This window comes from Deinococcus radiophilus (assembly GCF_020889625.1).
Lineage (GTDB): Bacteria > Deinococcota > Deinococci > Deinococcales > Deinococcaceae > Deinococcus > Deinococcus radiophilus.
Genome location: NZ_CP086381.1, coordinates 157536 through 178505 on the forward strand (window position 1 = coordinate 157536; position 20970 = coordinate 178505).

Below are 20970 nucleotides of genomic sequence, written 5' to 3' on the forward strand. Positions count from 1 at the left end.
CGGTTTCTCCTGTATCCGGGGCGTCTGAAGCGCTCACAGTGACCTTAGCGCCCCGGCAAAATCGGCCTGAATGTCGCTGATGTGCTCAATGCCCAGCGACACGCGCACCAGCCCCGGCGTAACGCCCGCCGTGAGTTGTTGCTCGGCGTTCAGCTGCGAGTGGGTGGTACTGGCCGGGTGAATCGCCAGGGTGCGGTTATCGCCCACGTTGGCGACATGCTCGGTGAGCTGCAGGGCATCAATCAACCCCCGGCCGGCGTCTACACCGCCTTCCAGCTCGAAGGTCAGCACACTGCCCGCCCCACGCGGCAGGTATTTCTGTGCGGCCTGGTACGACGGATGCTGTGGCAAGCCGGGATAGACCACGCCGCTTACACCCGGCTGGGCCTGCAGCCACCCCGCCAGGGCCAGGGCATTCTGCGCCTGTCGCTCAGCCCGCAAAGAGAGGGTCTGCACCCCCTGAATAAACTGCCAGGCCTGCTGCGGGGCCAGCGTGCTTCCGAAATCGCGCAGGCCTTCGGTGCGGGCGCGAATGGCAAAAGCCACGTTCGGCAGGCCCAGAGGGTTGCCCTCGCCAAAGGTGTCCCAGAATTTCAGGCCGTGATAGCTGGGCGTGCCTTCGCTGAACAGGGGATAACGCCCCTGCCCCCAGTCGAAGTTACCGCCGTCCACGATGATCCCGCCGATGCCGTTGCCGTGACCGCCGATCCACTTGCTCAGCGACTCCACCACCACAGTGGCTCCGTGCCGCAGCGGCTGGCAGAAGTAGCCGCCCGCACCGAAGGTGTTGTCCACGACCAGCGCCACACCGTGTGCGTGGCCCACCGCCGCCAGCCCTGCAAAGTCGGGAACGTTCAGCGCGGGGTTGCCCAGCGTCTCGACGTACAGGGCGCGGGTGCGGTCATCAATCAGCGCGGCGAACTCCTCAGGGCGCTGCTCACGCGAGGTGAAACGCACCTCGATGCCCAGGCGCTGCAAGGTCACGCGGAACTGGTTGGATGTGCCGCCGTACAGGTTGGGCGAGGACACGATGTTGTCCCCCGCCTGCGCCAGATTGGTGATGGCGATGAACTGCGCGGCGTGCCCACTGCTTACGGCCACCGCCGCCGTGCCGCCTTCGAGGGCCGCTACGCGGTCTTCCAGCACGGCGTTGGTGGGGTTGGTCAGGCGCGAATAGATGTTGCCAAAGGCCCGCAGCCCGAACAGGTCGGCGGCGTGCTCAGCAGATTCGAAGACATACGAGTTGGTCGGGTAGATGGGCACAGCCTGTGATCCGGTGGCCGGATCTGGCTGCTGACCGGCGTGCACCTGCAACGTCTCGAAGTGGGGGGTGTCGGCGGGGGGAATCTGGGTCATGATGGCTCTCCTAGAGACTGAGACAGCTTGGACAGCTGATGGTCTGGTCCGGGGGCCGCTTCACGCAGCAGTGTGCCGCGCTACGAAAACGGCCCTCTCGCGGGAGAGGGTTGGGCAAGAATACGGGTGTTCCGAGTACGAACCGTCCGCAGGTCAGAAAAAGCCTTCCCTCATCGTTCCTTACAGCTGGGTCATCGTAACCGGGTCTGCAAGGCTGGCGGGAGCACCGGGAGCGTAATGAGGCTCTGGTTGCCGCGCCGTCAACAAGCCAGGTCTCTCGGGCGCTTCTAAATGAGGCTCCGCTTGCGGGAGCTGAGTGCTACCGTAGCAGCCGCCCAGACGCCCTGTCAACGGTAAGGTGGGTTGGCCTGAGGTGCGGTGGCCCATCTACGCCGCACCAAGCTGGGTCAAGCGCCCACGCACTTGACGCCTCCCCCACTCACACCCGATAGTGTCGGTTGAGTACGGACCCGGTCACGCGCCCTGCGCTGGCCCAACCGCAATCCAGCCCCGCCTTTCCTCGTGTACCCCACGAGGAGATTTGACATGACACACATTCCTCACATTTCCGTCGAACTGGTCCCACGCACCCGGCAGAGCATCGAAGCCGAGCTGCAGCAGCTGAAGGCCCTCTGGCCGGGCATCACCACCGTGAATGTGCCAGACCTGGACCACTTGGAGCTAGGCAGCTGCGAAAGTTGTGCATTGCCGGGCGCGCAGGGCCTGACCCGCATTCCGCACCTGCGGTCCTCGCGGGTGGATGTCAGCGACCTGGGCCGCTTACTGCGCCGCCTGGACGAGTTGGAGCTGACCGAAGTGCTGGTGGTGCGCGGCGATCCACCCAAGGATGGGCGGCCCGTGCATGACACCAGCAGCGTGGAACTGATCCGGGCGCTCAAGGCGGCGCGGCCTGACCTGAAAGTCCACGCGGCGCTGGACCCTTACCGTCAGAGCCTGCAAGACGAGCAGCTGTACGCCCTGAAAAAAATCGAGGCGGGCGCAGCAAGTCTCTTTACCCAGCCACTGTTCGACACCCGCCTGATGGAAGTGTTTGGGGAAATGCTACCGGGCGTGCCGATCTACTGGGGCATTACCAACGTCAGCACTGAGCGGTCCAAGGCCTACTGGGTGACGCGCAACCGGGCGGTATTTCCGAAATCCTTCGAGCCGACACTGGAGTGGTGTACTGCTTTTGCCCGCGAAGCCGTGCAGCACGCGCAAGAGACGCACAGCCACCTGTACTTTATGCCGATCCGCACTGAACTGCGTGATTTCCTGGGCGCGGTCATTCCACCGGCAGGCGGTGGCACCGACCCCGAAGGTCAGGGTGAATCTGGAGCTGTAAATGGTGTGCTGGCCGACCAGAGCGGACGCCAGGCCAGTGCTTTTGGATAAACTCCAGGGTACTCCTGGTGCGTTTTGTGACACGCCTAAATCGCTGGTCCACTGATCTGATCGACAACTCACCGGAGACGGGGACCAGCTCAAATCACGTACGAAAGGCTCTGGTGGGCGCTGCTGTTTGAAGCTCCCATCCCCCAGCCTCCACGGCTCATACCCAACGTTAGGACGTTTGCCATGACCCATATCCACCCTGCTCCGTCTCCCCTGCCCCAGGCCCTCAGCGACCACCCTATCCGGCAGGCCCTCGCTCAGCGCATCCTGATTCTGGACGGTGCGATGGGCACCATGATTCAGCGTCACCGCTTTACCGAGGAAGACTTCCGGGGAGAGCGGCTGCGTGATCACCCTCAGCCGCTGCAAGGGGCCAACGACCTGCTGACCCTCACCCAGCCACAGGTGATCGAAGCCATTCACGCCGCGTACTTTGAGGCAGGCGCGGATATCGTGGAAACCAACACTTTTTCTTCGTCGCGCCTGGGGTTGGCCGAATATCGTGTGGACGACCTGATCTACGAGCTGAATGTCGAGGCCGCCCGCCTGGCCCGCAGCGCTGCCGAGCGCTACGCCACCCCTGAGCGTCCGCGCTGGGTGGCGGGAGCCGTCGGGCCGACCAACCGCACCGCGTCCATGTCACCGGACGTGAACCGCCCCGGCTTCCGCGCCGTGACTTTCGACGAGCTGGTGGCTAGCTACACTGAGCAGATTCGCGGCCTGCTGGACGGCGGCGTAGATCTGCTGCTGATTGAGACGGTATTCGACACGCTGAATGCCAAGGCTGCCCTGTACGCCGCCGAAGAGGTGTTCGCGGAGCTGGGCCGCGAAGTGCCGATCATGGTGTCGGGAACCATCACCGACGCGTCGGGACGCACGCTGTCCGGACAGACGCTGGGGGCTTTTCTGGCCTCGGTGTCGCACCTGCCGCTGCTGTCGGTGGGCCTCAACTGTGCGCTGGGCCCCGCCGAGCTGCGTGAGCATGTACAGGAGCTGTCGGCCAGCACGCCCTTTTTTACGAGTGCTTATCCCAATGCAGGCCTGCCCAACGCGCTGGGCGGCTACGACGAAACGCCTGGGAGCATGTTGGACGTGATGCATGAGTGGCTGGCACAGGGCTGGGTCAACATCGTGGGCGGCTGCTGCGGCACCACGCCCGAGCACATCCGCGCTTTTGCAGAAGCTGCCGCCGAGTATGCTCCCCGCGTGCCTCCGGCCCCGTCGGGCCTGCCCACCTACTCTGGCCTGGAGCTGCTCACCCTGCGGCCCGAATCCAACTTCTTGAACGTCGGTGAGCGCACCAACGTCACCGGATCGCGCCGATTCCTGCGGCTGATTCGTGACCGCCAGTTCGACGAGGCGCTGGACGTGGCCCGCGAGCAGGTCGAGGGCGGCGCACAGATGATCGACATCAACATGGACGAGGCCATGCTTGACTCTGCCGAGATGATGACCGAGTTCCTGAACCTGGTCGCCTCCGAGCCGGACATTGCCCGGCTGCCGATCATGCTGGATTCCAGCAAGTTCAGCGTACTGGAAGAGGGCCTTAAGCGGGTGCAGGGCAAGGCGGTGGTCAATTCCATCTCCATGAAAGAGGGCGAAGAAGAGTTCTTACGGCAGGCCCGCATCCTGCGGCGCTACGGCGCGGCAGCGGTGGTAATGGCCTTCGACGAACAGGGGCAGGCCGATACCTATGAGCGGCGCACCGAAATCTGCCAGCGGGCCTACAAGTTACTGGTCGGCATCGGCTTTCCCCCGCAGGACATCATCTTTGACCCCAACATCTTCCCGGTGGGAACGGGGATTCCCGAGCATGACCGCTACGCCCTGGACTACTTCGCAGCGACCCGCTGGATCAAAGAAAATCTGCCCGGTGCGCTGGTCAGCGGCGGGGTCAGCAACGTATCGTTCTCGTTCCGGGGTAATACGGCGGTCCGTGAAGCGATGAACGCGGCTTTCCTGTACCATGCCCGCCAGGCCGGGATGGACATGGGCATCGTGAACCCCAGCTCGCTGGAGGTGTATTCGGAGATTCCGCCGGAGCTGCTGGAAAAGGTGGAAGACGTGCTGCTGGCCCGCCGCCCCGACGCCACCGAGCGGCTGCTAGAATACAGCGAGACAGTCGCTTCGGGCGGGACCAAGAAGGAACGTGACCTGTCGTGGCGTGAACAGCCAGTTTCGGCACGGCTGGAACACGCCCTGGTGCGCGGCATCACCGAGTTCATCATTGAGGACACCGAGGCGGCCCGCGTGGAACTGGGCGACCCACTGGCCGTCATCGAAGGCCCACTGATGGACGGCATGAACGTGGTGGGCGACCTGTTCGGCAGTGGCAAGATGTTTTTGCCGCAGGTGGTCAAATCGGCCCGCGTGATGAAGCAGTCGGTGGCCTACTTGGAACCTTATTTGGCCGAAAGCAAAGGCCAGCGCCAGAGTGCTGGCAAAGTGGTGCTGGCGACCGTGAAGGGCGATGTGCACGACATCGGAAAAAACATCGTGGGCGTGGTGCTGGCCTGTAACGGCTTCGAGGTGCATGACCTCGGCGTGATGGTGCCGACCGCCAAGATTCTGGACGAGGCCGAGCGGATCGGCGCGGACATCGTGGGCCTGTCAGGCCTGATCACCCCTAGCCTGGACGAGATGGTGGGCGTAGCCGAGGAAATGAACCGCCGCGGCCTGGGCCTCCCACTGCTGATCGGCGGGGCCACCACCAGCCGGGTCCACACCGCCGTCAAGATTGCCCCGCAGTACGGCGGCCTGACGGTGCACGTGCTGGACGCCAGCCGGTCGGTGGGCGTGACCTCACGGGCCATCAGCGAACGCGACCGCCCTGGCCTGGCCGAGGAAGTGGCCCAACAATTCGAGCAGGCCAGGGCACAGTTCGCCCAGCGTGGAGAACGCCGTACCATCCTACCGCTGGCCCAGGCCCAGGCCAACGCCCCACAGCTCGAATACAGCCCAGTTCGGCCCTTTTTCCTGGGCACACAGGCAGTCACTTTCAACGTGAAAGAACTGCTGGCGTTCATTGACTGGACACCCTTTTTTATCGGCTGGGAGCTGGCCGGACGCTATCCGAACATTTTGGATGACGAGATCGTCGGTGAGCAGGCGCGGCAGCTGTTTGCTGATGCCCAGGCGACCCTCACTGAACTGGTGAAGGGAGGACGCTTGCAGGCGCGGGGCGTGGTGGGTTTCTGGCCTGCCACGCGAGTAGGAGATGACCTACGCCTCTTCAAGGACGAAGGCCGCAGCGAAGCGCTAACCACGCTGCACACCTTGCGGCAACAAGCCCAGCAACGCGAAGGCCAACCCAACCGCGCCCTGGCCGATCTGGTGGCCGCCGATCAGCCCGACTACGTGGGCGGCTTTGCAGTGAGCATTCATGGCGCAGAAGAGATTGCCTGGGAGCACAAGGCCCGCCACGACGATTACGCCGCGATCATGACCGGACTGCTAGCGGACCGCCTGGCCGAGGCTTTCGCTGAGGCCCTGCACCAGCAGGTACGCCGCGAACTGTGGGGCTACGCGCCAGCTGAGCAGCTGAGCAGTGACGACCTGATCCGCGAGCGCTACCAGGGCATTCGCCCTGCTCCCGGGTATCCGGCCTGCCCGGACCACACCGAGAAGGGCACCCTGTTCGACCTGCTCCAGGCCACTGAACTGGCGGGCATTGAACTGACCGAAAGCTACGCGATGACGCCTCCCTCAGCGGTATCGGGGCTGTACTTCGCGCATCCGGAGAGCCGCTATTTTGGCGTGGGCAAGATCGGCACAGACCAACTGGAAGACTACGCCGAGCGCAAAGGCTGGAGCATAGACGAGGCGCGGCGCTGGCTGCGGCCCAACTTGGCCGAGTAAGCCACTCGGTTCCAATCTGGCCGACGGATAAGAAGAGCACTCCCGTTAAAGTGGCTGCGGTAAAATTCACCGGAGCCGCTTATCTTCTCTTCACTGGTCAAAAGGAGTGACTCATCCCAGCGCGGCTTGCAGGTCGGTGAGGCTCACTCCAGTGGTGGGGGCATCCAGAGCCACCTCACCCTGTCGCAGGGCGACCACCCGCTCACCCAGTTCCAGAGCTTCCTCAAGGTGGTGGGTCACAAAGACCACCGTAATGCCCTGGGCACGCCAGATCTCCAACAACTCACTGCTCAGACGGGCGCGGGTATTCACATCTAGCGCGCTGAAAGGCTCGTCCAGCAGCAACAGGCCGGGTCGGGTGGCCAGTGCCCGCGCCAAGCTGACCCGCTGCCGCTGTCCGCCGCTCAGCTCGTGAACACGGCGTCCCGCCATTTCCGGCAGCCCCACCAAGGCCAGGGCGTCCGCTACCCGGCGGGCCTGTTCGGCACGGCTCAGACCACGCAGACCAAAGCTCACGTTGCCGCCGACGGTCAACCAGGGAAACAGCGCTGCTTCCTGCTGCACCAGGGTCAGCCGGGGATGCGGGCCTTTCACAGTCGCCCCATCCAACCGGATGTCACCCGTCTGGGGGCGCAGAAAGCCGGCCAACAGGTTCAGCAGGGTGCTTTTGCCGCTGCCTGAAGGACCAACGACGCACAGAAACTCTCCTGGGGCCACTCGCAGATCCAACGGGCCCAGACCCGCAGCGGTCACCTGGCCGCGCCCGGTGCGGTAACGGTAAGTCACATCCTGTAACTCCAGGGCAGCGCCGAGGCCCTGCGGAGATAGACTCTCTGTCCTCTGCATCGTTCCTCCGGTCATGAATTCACCTCCAGGCCATAGTCGCGCCGCACACGACCCTCAACGCGTCTCAGCAATGCATCAAACAGGCCACCGATCAGGCCGATGATCAGGATGGTTGCCAGCACCAGTGCCACGTTGGCGGTGTTGCGGCCCACTTCCAGCTGTTCACCCAGGCTGCTGGCCCCAGCAATGAGGAGCTCACCGCCGATCAAGGCGCGCCAGGCAAAGCTCCAGGCGGTCCGCAGCCCTCCCAGAATGCTGGGCAAGGCCGCTGGCAACAGCACCCGCAGCGTCAGCGCCGGACCACTGGCCCCCAGGGTTCGTCCGGCCATTCGCAGGGCCGGCGGAACATTGAGCAACGCCCCTGACACCGCCAGTGCCACCGGAATCAGCGCCTCCAAAATTACGACAGCCAGCACTGCCGACTGATTCAGCCCAAAGAAGAGGATGGCGAACGGCACGAAAGCGATGCTGGGCACGCTCTGAATCCCGGTCAGGTAAGCGCCCAATGTCATCCGCAGCGGCGCGAGAATCCCCATCAGCACACCCAACACGCCGCCGATCACCAGGGCGATGCCATACCCAGTCAGAACCCGGCCCAAGCTGCCGAAGATGGCGTTCAGCAGTTTGCCGTCCTGTGGCCCACTGCCCCACAGCCCATAGCCAATTTCCGTCCACACGGCGCTGGGACTGGGAAAGACATAGGGCGGGTAAAGCTTGAGCACATCTGTCACCAGCCACCAGACCGCCAGCAGGAAAAGCAGCCCGCCGATTTGCCAGGCCATGGCCTGCCAGCGCCCCGCCGAATGTGCTGGCGGGGACGACACAGCTGAGGGCGGCGGGTCGTATGAATTGGTATTTCTAGGGCCGGAAGCGGAGGAATGGGTCATCTGATACTTCCTGGGGAGAGGGAGGCAATGGAAAGAGTGGACAGGGACTGGCAATGATATGCCTTGACTTGATAAAAGATATAATGCTAAACAATACCTCACCTGTGGCCAGGGGTACACTTTGCAGCCACAGCTCACTTCAATTGCCGGGTCAGGCCTGATCTCGGCTGCCCCAGAGGTCTATTTATGTTCCAAGTGCCTACCGCTCATCAGCCTCTTCACCTCTCCCCTGCCCTGAGTCGCAGCACCCTGCTGGGCGTGCTGACCCTTTTACTGATGGCCTGCTCACCTCAGCCGGAAGCGTCCACTACACCAGCCAGCAATGACACCACTACGGCCACCTCCGCCGAAACTGACGCAAGCGGGACCGAGGCGGCAGAGCTGCGCCTGGGTGTCTTTCCAAACGTGACCCATACAGCGGGCCTGGTCGGAATCCATGAAGGTACCTTTCAAAAGAGCTTGGGGGGCACGGCCCTGAAGGTCAGTCACTTCGCCAACGGCTCTCAGATCAATGAAGCCTTTGCGGCTGGAGCACTGGACGCTGCCTACGTGGGCCTCGGCCCGGCCATGAATGCCTTTATGCAGGGCGTACCGCTCAAGATCTACGCTGGAGCGGCCAAAGCGGGGGCAGTTCTGGTAGCCCGCGAGGGCAGCGACGTGGAGGACGTGCCAGGGCTGAGTGGCGCGGCGGTGGCGGTGCCTACCCGTGGCTCTACCCAGGACATCAGCTTGCGTCACCTGCTGCACGAAAATGGCCTGGCCGCCACCGATGAAGGCGGCGACGTGACCATCGTGCCGATCAATCCGGCTGACATGCCCGCCGCGTTCAGCACCGGCCAGGTCGAAGCGGCACTGGTTCAGGAACCCTGGGGCGTGGTGCTGGAAAATCAGGGCGGCAAGTTGATCGTGGACGAGCGCGGTATCTGGGCCGATGGTGACTACACCACGACCGTGCTGGTCGTCAGCACCGAGTACGCCGAGCAGCACCCAGAGGCCCTGCGCGGACTGCTGGCTGGACACCTGAAAGCCGTGAATCTGGTGACCGAGCAACCTGACGTAACGGTCAAAGCTGTAGCGGATCAGATTGAGGAAATGACCGATAAACGTCCAGCCGACGACGAGCTAGAAGCTGCCCTAGCGCGCACCGACGTCAGCTGGGATATCAATCTGGATAGTATGGGTGAATACGCTGCACTGAACGAAGAAGCTGGATTTGCGCGTCAGTCGCCCGACCTGAACGAGCTGGTAGACCTCAGTGTGATCAAGGAACTGGCGGGCGAGTAAGGCCAGAAAGTCCACTCGGAAGGCAAGCCAACAACAGGCCGCACCTGGATATGACCCAGGGTGCGGCCTGTTGTTGGCTTCAGCTCTGCCCGCGTTTACGCCAACTGCGGCGTATGGCGCGGCCCAGTTCGTGGGCGGCTGCAGGGAAATCCCCATTGATCAGCTCGGCCATCAGCCGGGCCAGTGGCGGATTGGCCGTCAGACCCGGATTCATGGTCATGGCCCGCAGTGGCAGCTGACGGAGGTTGTGTGGCGCGTTCATGCTCGCGCCGATATCGTCGACCAGATCGCGCTGATGCCAGATGGCACCGGCGAAGAGTCCCTGAGCCAGCAGATTGGTCTGCATGGCGTCCAGCGGCGTGTTGGCGGTGTAGTTGCCGGGGCGGTAGTCCTGATTGTCCGGGAGCGGGCGGCCATACAGCTCGGTAAAAGCGGCCTGTCCTACCCGCAATGGAAAGCCAGGATCGCGGTACTCGGCGGGGAGGGTGGCAGGCACTTTCTCACCTGCCACCTCAAGCCCATACTCGGCGCGAATATCGCGGGATGACGCGCCGATCCGAACCTGCCAGGCGCCTGCCTCGGTGCGCCACTGACCCCATAAGAGATCGTAGTGCTGAAAGGCGCGGGGCGGCAGGTGCAACGTGACCTGCCGACTCTGGCCGGGCTCCAGCTGCAGGCGGGCAAACGCCGCCAGCTCCTGCCCTGCCCGCAACACTGCCGAGGTGTCCTGTGAGCGGCGCAGGTACAGCTGCACGACTTCCGCTCCGGCTCGGCGGCCAGTATTCGTCACCGTGAGCGTGACTGAACGGCCATCCTCCGCGGGCTGCACCTCGGAGTAACCGAAGGTGGTATAGCTCAGGCCATGCCCGAAGGGAAACGGCACGGCAGCCTCTACCCGGTCAAAGTAGCGGTAACCCACCAGCAAACTTTCACGGTATTCCACCGTACGCGGCCCGCCTGGAAACTGGGCGCTGGACGGCCAGTGTTCCAGTTGTGCAGCCCAGCTCTCAGCCAGTTTGCCGCCCGGCGTCTGCGCGCCACTGATGAGCGCAGCCACCGCCTTACCTCCGGCCTGCCCACCCAGGTAGGCATTCAGGATGGCGGGCACCCGCTCCGCCCAGGGCAGCTCGACCGGAGCGCCGCCCTGCACCACCACCGTCAGGTGCGGGTGGGTAATCAGCAATTCATCGATCAGCGCATGGTGGCTGGCAGGCAGCCCTAGGTGACGGCGGTCAATCCCTTCTACCTCGAACTCCTCAGGTAAACCGACAAAGGCGATCACGGCATCGGCCTGGGCGGCAATCTCCACCGCTGCGCTCAGCAGGGCCGGGTCAGTCTGGTCACCATGCCGGACATAGCCTGGCGCGTAGCTGACTTGATCCGGGCCGTAGGTCTGCCGCAGAGCCTCCAGCGGCGTATCCAAACGCAAGGGAACCAGCTGCGAACTGCCCGCCCCCTGATAACGCGGCTGCTCAGCAAAAGCGCCGATCACAGCCACTTTCAACCCTTCACGGGGCAGCAGCGGCAACAGGTCGGCGTCATTTTTGAGCAATACACTGCCCTGCACGGCGGCGCGGAAAGCCAGTTCATGTGCGGCATCCTCGTCAAAGGCTTCAGCGGAATCAGCCTGCGCTTGATCTACACGGGCCGCCAGTTGCAGCACCCGCGCTGCAGCGCGCCGCAGGTCGTCCTCCGACACTCGGCCATCGGCCAGGGCTTCGCGCAGCGCTGGAGCGGTCAGCGCCTCAATCCCCGGCATTTCCAGATCCAGCCCGCTCCAGAAAGCCGCCGCCCGGTCGCTGACGGCACCCCAGTCACTGACCACCAGACCATCATATTCCCAGTCTTGGCGCAGCACCTGCGTCAGCAGCCAGGGGGACTCACAGCAAAAGCGGCCATTCAAACCATTGTAAGCGGCCATGACCGTCCAGGGTTGGGCCTGCTTGACCACCCATTCAAAGCTGCTCAGGTACAGCTCACGCAGGGCCCGCTCATCCACTACCGCGTCTATGGACATGCGGCGGTACTCCTGATTGTTGGCGGCGAAATGCTTGAGGCTGGCCCCGACGCCCTGCGACTGCACACCGCTCACCCAGGCCATACCCAACTCGGCGCTCAAGAACGGGTCTTCGGAAAAATACTCAAAGTTGCGGCCGCACAGGGGGGAGCGCTTGAGGTTGATGCCCGGTCCTAGCAGGACGTCTACCCCATGCGAGCGGCCTTCACGCCCCAGCATCTCCCCTACCTCGCGGATCAGGGCCGGGTTCCAGCTGGCGGCCAGGGCCGACGCGGTGGGATAGCAGGTGGCCGGCGCACTGTTGGAGAGGTCAGATACGGTGTGTTCCCCAAGTTGCCGCCGAATCCCGTGTGGACCGTCGGTCAGACAGAGTGACCGTGCCCCACCTACCGCCTGGGTATGCCAGTAATCCCGCCCTGAGAGCAGCGCCAGCACTTCGTTCAGGGGAAGCGCCCGGGCGCGGCTCAGGCAGACAGCGAAATCATCGGACGAGGGCAGGGGCGTGCTGGACATTTCCACAGTCTAGAGGGAGAGCGTCTGACCCCGCCTCACGGGCCCCTACAAACCGCCCCGCTGGACCGCCGGGATATTTGCCGATGAAATAGCTTTTATAAAGCTGTCAAATGTTGTTGCCCCTTGACACTGTCCTGGGCCGGGGCCTACACTCCCCCTTCAGACCCCCATACGCGGGTCTAAACCTTTATCCAGAGCGGTGCAGGGATCTGGCCCAGTGACCACCGCAGCAACCGGCCCTCATTACGGCCAAGGTGCTCGGCCAGCCCACGTGAATCACGATGTGAAGCGGTGGGACCGATAAGGGAAGGGGGCCGGCCACCTGCGGTGGACCCAGGCCAAGCGAGAACAGACTTCAGCGTTCCCTTCCGAGTTTCAAGCCCAGGAAAGGGAACATCGTTTTTTGGCCCGACCACGCCGGTGGTGGCCTGCCGTTCCGCTGACCGCTCACTCACGGATGAGGTATGACGCGTGACCACAGCGACCCCCCCAGCCCTCTTTTCTGTTTCTTCCGGCGCGGCCCTGGAGTTGCGCGGTGTCACCAAGCGCTTCGGGACCCATACGGCCCTGCAGGACCTGACGCTCAGCGTGCCGCGTGGCAGCCGCACCGGCATCATCGGGCGTAGCGGTGCCGGCAAAAGCACCCTGGTCCGGCTACTCAGTGGCCTGGACACGCCCGACAGCGGCGAACTGCACCTGGGCGGCGAAAACCTGCTGACCCTGACCCCGGCGCAGCGCCGCGCCCGGCAGGCCCGCACCGGACTGGTCTTTCAGCACTTCAACCTGCTGGCTCAGCGCACCGCCGCGCAGAACGTGGCCCTGCCGCTGGAGTTTGCGGGCGTGCCTATGGCGCGCCGCCTGGCCCTGGCCCGCGAGTCGCTGGCCCAGGTGGGCCTGACCGACCTCGCAGACCGCTACCCGGCGCAGCTGTCGGGGGGGCAAAAGCAGCGCGTCGGCATCGCCCGCGCCCTGGTGACCGGTCCCGACCTGCTGCTGGCCGACGAGGCCACCAGTGCGCTGGACCCCGAAACCAGCGCCGGCATTCTGAAGTTGCTGACCCAGCTTCAGCAGGAGCGTGACCTCACCCTGGTCATCGTGACGCACCAGATGGAAGTGATTCGCAGCAGTGTTACCCACGTGGCCGTCTTGGATCATGGCCGCCTGGTCGAGAGCGGCGAAACGGGCCAGGTGCTTTCAGACCCCCAGCACGCCACCACCCGCGCCCTGCTGGGAGCGCACCTGCCACAGGTCCAGTTGGCCGAGGGCGAGACGCTCCAGCAAGTGACTCTCCCCGCGCTGTACGCAGCGGCACTGGGCCGCCTGGCCGACCTGGGGGGCCGGGTCGTGGAGGCCCAGACCAGCGTCACTGGTGGGCGGGAGCAGGTGCTGGCCTGGGTGGCGGTCCCGCAGCAGCTGGACGCGGATGAACTGCGTGCGCGGCTACGCGGGCAGCCGGGGCCGGAGCGGGCGGTAAGCGCATGATCCTGGACCCGGCGGTCTGGCCGCTGCTGTGGAAAGCCACCCTGGAAACCCTCTGGATGGTGCTGCCCTCGGCCCTGCTGGCGCAATTGTTGGGGACGCTGCTGGGCGTGTGGCTGCACCTCACCCGTCCCGGCGGACTGACCCCTCACCCGGCGCTGTTCCGGGTGCTGGACGCCACCGTGAACGTGGGCCGCTCCTTTCCCTTCATCATCTTGATGATTGTGCTGATTCCGCTCACCCGCGCCCTGGTGGGCACGTCCATCGGCAGCACGGCGGCCATCGTGCCACTGACCGTCTCGGCGGTGCCTTTTTTGGCGCGGCTGGTCGAGGGGTCGCTGCGCGAGGTGCCCACCGGCGTCACCGAAGCGGCGCGGGCGATGGGCGCGACCACCCGCCAGACCGTGACCAAGGTGCTGCTGCCCGAAGCGCTGCTGGGGTTGCTGCATGCCTTTACGGTACTGCTGATCAGCCTGATCGGCTACTCGGCGGTGGCCGGGGCCATCGGGGCGGGCGGGCTGGGCGACCTGGCCATCCGCTACGGCTATCAGCGCTTCGATACGCCCACCATGGTCGTGACCGTCGTTGCCCTGCTGCTGATCGTGCAGCTGGTGCAGTGGTTGGGCGACCGCGCCGAGCGCCGGGCCGATCACCGCTAAACACCCGTCTACATCACCCTTTGCTGCACTTTACCCTCTCTACTTTCACGTTGAAAGGAAACCCCACCATGACCATTGCTCCCCTGCGTTCCCTGCCCCTGTCGGCCCTGACCCTGACCCTGCTGCTGGCCGGCTGCTCCGCGCCCGAAAGCGGCCAGACCACCCAATCCACCACTCAAGCTGGCAGCACCGAATCTGCCAGCCCGGCCACGCCCACCGAACCTGATGCCGCCGCCACCAGCGGCACGGCGTCTGCCAGCGGCGCAAACGCGGTGCTGCGGGTCGGGGCCAGCCCGGTGCCCCACGCGGAAATCCTGGAATTCGTCAAACCCCAGCTGGCCGAAGAAGGGCTGGACCTGCAGATTGTCGAATTCACCGATTACGTGCAGCCCAACGTGGCCCTGGACGAAGGCAGCCTTGATCTGAACTATTTCCAGCACCAGCCGTATCTGGACGAGTTCCAGGCGGACCGGCCACTGGGGATCGTTGGCGGCGCAAAGATTCACTTGGAGCCGCTGGGTCTGTACAGCAGCCGTTACAACGACCTCAGCGCACTGCCTGACGGCGCCACGCTGGCCATTTCCAGCGACCCCAGCAACTCGGGCCGCGCCCTGAAGCTGCTGGAACGCGGCGGCCTCCTCACCGTAGACCCCGCCGCCGGCATCAGCGGCACGGTGCTGGACATCACCGAGAACCCTAAGAACATTGAGTTCCGCGAGCTGGACCCAGCCCAGTTGCCCCGTACCCTGCCGGATGTGGACGCTGCCGTGATCAACACCAACTATGCGCTGGAGGCTGACCTCAACCCACTGGAGGACTCGCTGCTGCTGGAAGACGCCGAAAGCCCTTACGCCAACTTGCTGGCTGGCAAACCTGAGATGCTCAATGACGCGCGCTACACCCAGCTGGTAGAGGCTCTGCAAAGCGACGAAGTACGGCAGTTCATCCTGGACAAGTATCAGGGGGCCGTCGTCCCGGCGTTCTGAGGAGTGCTCACCCGACTTGGCCCTTCTCTCCTGCGGAGAGGGCTTTCTCTCTGGCCCTTCCGGCCAGGGCAGCGGGCAAAAAAGGTCTGGCCCGTCAGAAAAGCTTTGGGCTTCTCTGTTACCCTAAGCCCCGGCCCTGAGCGATGGGGAAGTCTGGTGAAAATCCAACGCGGTCGCGCCACGGTAAATGCCACAGCCGACAGGCTGTCACGCACAAGCCCGAGCACCTCTCAGGAATATGGTGAGTAGCCGCCGTAGTGGGCTGCCACTGGATCTTTCGCGCCAAAGGAGAAGGACATGAAGAAGCTGTTTTTGGCCGCCCTGGGCGGTCTGACGTTGCTGAGCAGTGCCCAGGCCACCAAGTACCCGCTGACCGTCACCGACGACCTGGGCCGCCGCGTGACCCTGAAGGCCGAACCCAAGCGGATCGTCACCCTGCTGCCTTCGCACACCGAAACTCTGTTTGCCATCGGTGCTGGGGGCAAATTGGTCGGCATTGACGAATACTCCAACTACCCTAGGGAAACCGCTGGAATCACCAAAGTAGGCAGTGGTTTCCAGCCGGACATCGAAAAAATTGTGGCCCTCAAGCCAGACCTGGTTCTGGTGGACGAGTCCAGCTCAGCACGGCTGGCTGAGAAGCTCTCTGCTGTAGGCCTGACCGTCTATGGCGGCACTCCTCAGACCTACAACGAGGTGTTCGAGAAGATCGTGGTGCTGGGCAAGATGACCAACCGCGAGACGGGCGCCACCAATCTGGTGGTCAAGATGCGCCGTGAGCTAAGCGCTCTGGAACGCAGTGTGGTGAACCGACCCAAAGTGAGCACCTACTTTGAGGTGGACCCTACCCCCTACTCGGTCGGGCCGAACTCTTATATCGGCACACTGATCACGCGGGGTGGAGGCCGCAACATCGTTCCAGCCTCCTTAGGCGACTTTCCCAAAGTGGACCCTGAACTGGTGGTCCGCGCCAATCCACAGGTCATGATCGGCCTGACGGTGAACGAGGCCCGCCGCCGCCCCGGCTGGAGCAACTTGCAGGCCGTGCGCTCTGGCCGGGTCTATCAACCCACCAACGCCGAGCGTGACGCTATTGCCCGCCCTGGCCCCCGACTGCCCGAGGCCATGCGGGCCCTGATCAAGGTAATGCATCCCGGCGCTGTGAAGTAGGTTCGGCAGCAAGGGAATTACGGGCGGGTGCCTCCTCAGATGAGGGAGCCCCGCCCATGTGATTCTCCCGGACTGCTCAGCCCTTCAGACCTGCCGCCTCGGCAATCAGCTGATAGCTGCGTTGCCGGGCCAGCGGGTCAAAGACATGTGTGGTCAGCAGCAGTTCATGGGCTCCAGTGCGGGACGCCAGGTCGCTTAGCTCGGCGTAAACTTGTTCGCCCGTACCGATGATGGCTTTGCTGAGCAGCTTCTGGCTGCCAACACCCATGTCGTCAATCCAGGCGCGGGCATTCTCTGGGCTGAGTAGGGGCCCCCGGCGGCCTGAAGCGATGCTCAACGCCAGTGCGGCAGAGGTCAGGGCCAATTCCTGAGCCTCTTCGGTGGTTTCTGCGGCCACCACATTGACGCCCAACAGCCCGTAGGGCTGGGCCTGGTCGCTGCCAGCACGGAAATGCTGACGGTAGGTCGCCAGCGCATCTTCAGGCTCAAAGGAGCTGAAGTGATACGCAAAGGCGTAAGGATGCCCCAGGCGCCCCGCCAACTCTGCCCCAAACAGGCTGGAGCCCAGAATGTACAGCGGCGGCAAGTCTGTGCCAGCGTAAGACTGCACCGTACTCAGCAGCGAACGCTCAGGCCAGGGCGCGGCACCAGCAAAAGCCTTGAGCATGGCGATCTGCGTTTCGAAATCATCTGCGCCCATGGCGTCTGGTGAGCGGCGTAGGGCCAGGGCCGTGCGGCCATCGGTGCCCGGTGCCCGTCCCAGCCCCAGGTCAATGCGGCCCGGAAACAATGCTTCTAAAGTCATGAAGTTCTCGGCCACCTTGAGAGGTGAATGGTTAGGGAGCATGACCCCACCCGAACCGACCCGAATACGCTCAGTACGTGCTGCCGCCAATCCGATCAGGACTTCGGTGGCTGGGCCGATAAAAGCCTCGGTGTTGTGGTGCTCGGCAATCCAGTAGCGCAGATAACCTGCCGAATCGGCCACTTCGGCCAGCGCCAGACTGGCTTCCAGCGCCTGAGCAGGCGTCATGCCCTCACTTACCGGGATCAGATCAAGAACAGAGAGGCGAGGAGCAGTCATATCCTTTGTTGTACGCCTGTACGCGAGGCCCAAAAGTGGATTGGGCCGGAGTCCAGGCTTTATCACAGCTTTCTGACAGCGCTGTGCGGTAGGCAAACTTCAAGGCGCGGCCTCACAGGATTCTTTAGGCTGTCGTACGGAAGAAGGTAGAGGAGAGCCGACTGTGTCCAGAGCAGGACTTGATCACCACGTATTACCGGAAGTAGAGCGCAAACAGGCCATTCGACGCCTTCTGGTGGCCTCTACTCAGAACTTGCACCTGAATACGTAGACAAAAAGCGCTCCCAGAGCTGAACATCTGGAAGTGTGTACAAACAGGTTTCAGGGGAGCGCGCCCATAGGTAGTGGTACGGAAAATCCTTCAAGCCACGTTCGAAGATTCCGTAGCTGCAAGCAGTTTAACCCAGGGGTAGGTGTACCCCAGACTGGAATGCCTTCTCTCAGAGTTGTACCAGTTTTTAAACTTCGTGCTGAACGCACGAAGCTGGGCAATATTCGTCAATTCTTCCCGGAACACGCCGTCATATTTGAAGGTCCGGTTGAGCCTTTCCAGGATGCCCATTCCTCCCTTCTGTGAGACCTTGGCCCGTACCCAGTGGCCCAGCTCCTGACAGGCCGCCTGGAATGCGCCAGACGTAAAATCTGAGCCACCATCAGTCATGATCAGGAGCTGCTCGTGTATGCCGAGATGGTGCAGCACATAGACTCCCCGTTGCAGCGCGGTGACCGCGCTGCTGGCAGAGAGATTCCGGACCACTTCAATGTGCAGCAGTGCGCGACTTTCTACGTCCAGGACGAGGTAAGCCCAGCAGATCCCGTCCGGCAAGCTGAGCCGTATGGCATCGACCTGAACTCGGCGGCCCGCTGGCCAGAGAACGATAGAGGTAGGGCATGCCGATGGACGGCGCTTCTTTCTGGGAACTGGGCGCTGCACCTTCAACTCCACCATGCAGCGACGAACAGTATGGAGGCCCGGAGCAGGCCGCAGAACATCTTGTTGTAGGGCCTGATAAATCAGACGGTAGCCGCTGAGTGGCTCTTCAAGGGCTTTCAGCCGTACCTCTTCCAGGACGTGCTGACGTCGCTCCGTCCGCTGTGCAGAACGCTGTGCGTTCTGCCGGGTATCACGCAGGACATGATATGGACGCTCAACCTCAGCCGCAAATTGACTGAGGCTGAGCTTCGGGTGGTCTCTGAGCAACTCCTGATAGCACGCCAGGAGTTCATCTACGCTCAGAGACCCCGGATTTTTTTTGCAATGTAGAGCGACAATTCCTTATCCGCAATGATGGCCTTGAGCTGCTGGACTTCCTTCTCCAACTTCTTCTGGGTTGCATCCGGCCTCGCTCCCTGGAGGCGGGCACGGCCCGCTTCCAGAAACTGGGCACGCCAGGTGTGAATCAAGCTCTCGCTGACCTCGTATTCACGAGCAGCTTCCGCGATGGTGTGCTCCCCGCTCAGGACAGCCAGAACAAGCTGCTCCTTGAGTTCAGGTGACCAGGTTTTGCGCTGTTTTCCCATATCTTCCCTCCAGTGGGCCCCACCCTCCTAAAAAGTGGGGCCGATGTGGAAGGATTTCGCGTACCACTACCCTACTCTGTGGTCTCGTCCGCCAGGCGTAATAGCCGCTGACACTGACCTCCAACACACGGCACATCAGGGCAATAGGAAACTCTCCTTGGTGGTCATGGTCTTGCCTCCTATGGTGAGGCTTAACTGCACCGACTCAAAACTGCACTAACCCCAAGCTTCCGGGTGGAAGCGACGGCCACAACCCTTACATAAGTAGGTCTGGGTGCCATTTTTGGCCTTCCCATTTTTGACAGTGTGTGTGCTTTGACACGCTGGGCACTCCGGCATCCTGTCAGTAGATCACGTTGGTACAGCCACTACCCGAATTTCCAGCAATACCTGCGCCTGGTAGTGCTCCAGAAAATCCTTCAAGCGGCTTTAAGAGACTCGGCCACTTCCAGCAGTTTAGCCCAGGGATAGCCATACCCCAAGGCTGAATGAGGCCGAACGATGTTGTACCAGGTGCGGAATTCAGCGCATAACGCGCTGAGTTCCGCTTTCGTCTGCGGTTCCTCCCTGAAAATGAACTCGTACTTCAAAGTGCGGTTGACCCGCTCCAGGATGCACATTCCACCCAGCTGCGATACCTTCGCCCTGACCCAGGTACCTACCTCCTCACAGGCCGCTTTGAACTCGTGGGACGTGAAGTCCGAGCCACCATCCGACATCACGACCAGCGATTCCTCGATTCCCAGTTTCTTCAGTTTCTCAACTCCTCCTCGCAGCGCGGTGACCGCGCTGCTGGCCGATAACGAGCGCACCACGTAGACATTCAGCACAGCTCGAGTTTCCACGTCCAGAACGATATATGCCCAGGAAATCCCATCTCGTAAAGCAAAGCGAGTGGCATCGATTTGAACCCGTCTACCCATAGGCCACTAAAGTGGCCGGCACGACACCAGGCACCCGTCGTCTTGCCTTCTTAGCTGCAGGAGGGCTAAGTTGAAGTTCAACCAACGTCAGACGTACTTCATGTCGTCCTGGACAGGTTTGTCCTGTCTTTTTAGCTTCCTGTCGAAGAAGATGGTGGATGCGCCTGTAACCACAGGTCGGGTAATGCAAAGCCATCTCCCGAATACGTTCCTGCCTTGCACATCTCCGTTTCTCACGTTCGACACGGTGCTTTTCCTGCTGACGGGCATCACGAAGCCGCCAGACAGGGATATCAGCTTCGCGGGCGAAGCTGGATAGGCTGAGATGGGGATGGTCTTTACGCACTTGCTCGTACAAGCTGAGAAGCTCTTCCAGGCTTAAAGACCCCTGGCTTTTTTTGCGATATAGAGGGCTAATTCCTTTTCACCGAGCAAGCTCTTCAGACGCTCGTTTTCTTTCTCCAGCACCTTGAAGCCGTCATCCTGCTTGTTGCCAGCGAGGCGGGCACGGCCCGCCTCCAGGAACTGAGCACGCCAGTTGTGAATCAAGCTTTCAGCCACGCCATGCTGACGGGCCAGTTCTGCGATGGACTGCTCATCACTGAGCACGGCCAGGACGATTTCTTCCTTGACCTCAGGCGACCAGGTTTTGCGTTGCTTTCCCATAATATTCCTCCAGTTTGCCTGACCCTCCTGAGGAACAGGCTGAATTTGGAAGGAATTCCTGGAGCATTACCCCTCATCTCCTTCGGTCCATCCTGCGGCACGGCGAACCTCAGCGCGAACGGGCAACAGATAGCCACCTTGGCGCGGAAACAGCGAGGTGTCGTATCGCCAGCCCTCCAGCGTGACCGTCACCGGAATCATGCCCCACCCGTAACTGACGAGATTCGCAGCTTCTTTCAGTTCAGCCGCGAGATGTCCCGGGACCGGCAGAAAATAGTGCGGGGCTGGCCCACGCCAGTAGATGAGATGAGCGGTGAACTGCATCC

Annotated in this window: 18 protein-coding genes, 1 pseudogene and 2 riboswitches; of the genes and pseudogenes, 8 read left to right on the forward strand and 11 right to left on the reverse strand. The window is 62.7% G+C overall.

Annotation, left to right across the window (positions count from 1 at the left end; all coding sequences use genetic code 11):
- Positions 1-33: 33 nt before the first annotated feature.
- Positions 34-1356, reverse strand: coding sequence for an O-acetylhomoserine aminocarboxypropyltransferase/cysteine synthase family protein (locus LMT64_RS11620; protein ID WP_126352976.1), 1323 nt, complete (start codon positions 1354-1356; stop codon positions 34-36).
- Between the two features lie 167 nt (positions 1357-1523).
- Positions 1524-1654, reverse strand: a riboswitch (SAM riboswitch).
- 248 nt (positions 1655-1902) lie between these two features.
- Here LMT64_RS11620 and LMT64_RS11625 point away from each other — a divergent pair.
- Together LMT64_RS11625 and metH are read left to right on the forward strand one after the other, a co-directional pair.
- Complete coding sequence (locus tag LMT64_RS11625; RefSeq protein WP_126352974.1) at positions 1903-2751, forward strand: methylenetetrahydrofolate reductase; 849 nt, start codon at positions 1903-1905, stop codon at positions 2749-2751.
- Positions 2752-2934: 183 nt separating this feature from the next.
- Complete coding sequence (gene metH / locus LMT64_RS11630) at positions 2935-6609, forward strand: methionine synthase (protein ID WP_126352972.1); 3675 nt, start codon at positions 2935-2937, stop codon at positions 6607-6609.
- A 111-nt stretch (positions 6610-6720) separates the two neighbouring features.
- Here metH and LMT64_RS11635 read toward each other — a convergent pair whose 3' ends face one another.
- Both LMT64_RS11635 and LMT64_RS11640 read right to left on the reverse strand, forming a co-directional pair.
- A complete protein-coding gene (locus LMT64_RS11635; protein ID WP_126352970.1) occupies positions 6721-7470 on the reverse strand; it encodes an ABC transporter ATP-binding protein in 750 nt (249 codons plus the stop codon).
- Entirely contained in the window at positions 7467-8237 is a 771-nt protein-coding gene (locus tag LMT64_RS11640) for an ABC transporter permease (protein WP_229253516.1), read from the reverse strand. Before LMT64_RS11640 ends, LMT64_RS11635 begins: the two co-directional genes overlap by 4 nt.
- A gap of 291 nt (positions 8238-8528) precedes the next feature.
- On the opposite strand from LMT64_RS11640, the gene LMT64_RS11645 reads away from it, so the two are divergent.
- Positions 8529-9626, forward strand: coding sequence for an ABC transporter substrate-binding protein (locus LMT64_RS11645; protein WP_229253466.1), 1098 nt, complete (start codon positions 8529-8531; stop codon positions 9624-9626).
- Between the two features lie 79 nt (positions 9627-9705).
- On the opposite strand, the gene LMT64_RS11650 is transcribed toward LMT64_RS11645, so the two are convergent.
- Complete coding sequence (locus LMT64_RS11650; RefSeq protein ID WP_229253467.1) at positions 9706-12156, reverse strand: beta-glucosidase family protein; 2451 nt, start codon at positions 12154-12156, stop codon at positions 9706-9708.
- A gap of 184 nt (positions 12157-12340) precedes the next feature.
- A riboswitch (SAM riboswitch) is annotated at positions 12341-12463 on the forward strand.
- 164 nt (positions 12464-12627) lie between these two features.
- On the opposite strand from LMT64_RS11650, the gene LMT64_RS11655 reads away from it, so the two are divergent.
- The 4 genes from LMT64_RS11655 to LMT64_RS11670 all read left to right on the forward strand — a co-directional run bounded on the left by LMT64_RS11655 (position 12628) and on the right by LMT64_RS11670 (position 16450).
- Positions 12628-13638: a methionine ABC transporter ATP-binding protein gene (locus LMT64_RS11655; protein WP_126352964.1), complete on the forward strand. Its 1011-nt coding sequence runs from the start codon at positions 12628-12630 to the stop codon at positions 13636-13638.
- 2 nt (positions 13639-13640) lie between these two features.
- Complete coding sequence (locus LMT64_RS11660) at positions 13641-14294, forward strand: methionine ABC transporter permease (RefSeq protein ID WP_170166049.1); 654 nt, start codon at positions 13641-13643, stop codon at positions 14292-14294.
- Positions 14295-14362: 68 nt separating this feature from the next.
- Positions 14363-15280: a MetQ/NlpA family ABC transporter substrate-binding protein gene (locus tag LMT64_RS11665; RefSeq protein WP_126352960.1), complete on the forward strand. Its 918-nt coding sequence runs from the start codon at positions 14363-14365 to the stop codon at positions 15278-15280.
- A 297-nt stretch (positions 15281-15577) separates the two neighbouring features.
- Positions 15578-16450 (forward strand): ABC transporter substrate-binding protein, encoded by an 873-nt coding sequence (locus tag LMT64_RS11670; RefSeq protein WP_126352958.1) that lies wholly within the window; start codon positions 15578-15580, stop codon positions 16448-16450.
- A 76-nt stretch (positions 16451-16526) separates the two neighbouring features.
- Here LMT64_RS11670 and LMT64_RS11675 read toward each other — a convergent pair whose 3' ends face one another.
- From LMT64_RS11675 to LMT64_RS11695, 5 genes and pseudogenes are all read right to left on the reverse strand, one after another.
- On the reverse strand, positions 16527-17534 hold the full coding sequence (locus LMT64_RS11675) for an LLM class flavin-dependent oxidoreductase (RefSeq protein ID WP_126352956.1): 1008 nt from the start codon (positions 17532-17534) through the stop codon (positions 16527-16529).
- Positions 17535-17895: 361 nt separating this feature from the next.
- The gene (locus LMT64_RS11680; protein ID WP_229253468.1) at positions 17896-18735 is read right to left on the reverse strand and encodes an integrase core domain-containing protein; all 840 of its coding nucleotides are present in this window, start codon (positions 18733-18735) and stop codon (positions 17896-17898) included.
- A 32-nt stretch (positions 18736-18767) separates the two neighbouring features.
- Positions 18768-19055 carry a transposase gene (locus LMT64_RS11685; RefSeq protein ID WP_229253469.1) on the reverse strand — a complete coding sequence of 96 codons (288 nt, stop codon included), beginning with the start codon at positions 19053-19055 and terminating at the stop codon, positions 18768-18770.
- Between the two features lie 225 nt (positions 19056-19280).
- Positions 19281-19394: pseudogene (locus tag LMT64_RS11690) on the reverse strand (IS1/IS1595 family N-terminal zinc-binding domain-containing protein); the annotation flags it as partial.
- Between the two features lie 80 nt (positions 19395-19474).
- Complete coding sequence (locus tag LMT64_RS11695; protein ID WP_229253359.1) at positions 19475-19978, reverse strand: integrase core domain-containing protein; 504 nt, start codon at positions 19976-19978, stop codon at positions 19475-19477.
- Between the two features lie 70 nt (positions 19979-20048).
- Between LMT64_RS11695 and LMT64_RS11700 the strand changes: the two genes are divergently transcribed.
- Positions 20049-20297: a hypothetical protein gene (locus LMT64_RS11700; protein WP_229253349.1), complete on the forward strand. Its 249-nt coding sequence runs from the start codon at positions 20049-20051 to the stop codon at positions 20295-20297.
- 59 nt (positions 20298-20356) lie between these two features.
- Here LMT64_RS11700 and LMT64_RS11705 read toward each other — a convergent pair whose 3' ends face one another.
- Both LMT64_RS11705 and LMT64_RS11710 read right to left on the reverse strand, forming a co-directional pair.
- Entirely contained in the window at positions 20357-20644 is a 288-nt protein-coding gene (locus LMT64_RS11705; RefSeq protein ID WP_126353725.1) for a transposase, read from the reverse strand.
- Positions 20645-20710: 66 nt separating this feature from the next.
- Positions 20711-20968 carry a DUF1905 domain-containing protein gene (locus tag LMT64_RS11710; protein WP_126353549.1) on the reverse strand — a complete coding sequence of 86 codons (258 nt, stop codon included), beginning with the start codon at positions 20966-20968 and terminating at the stop codon, positions 20711-20713.
- Positions 20969-20970 lie beyond the last annotated feature (2 nt).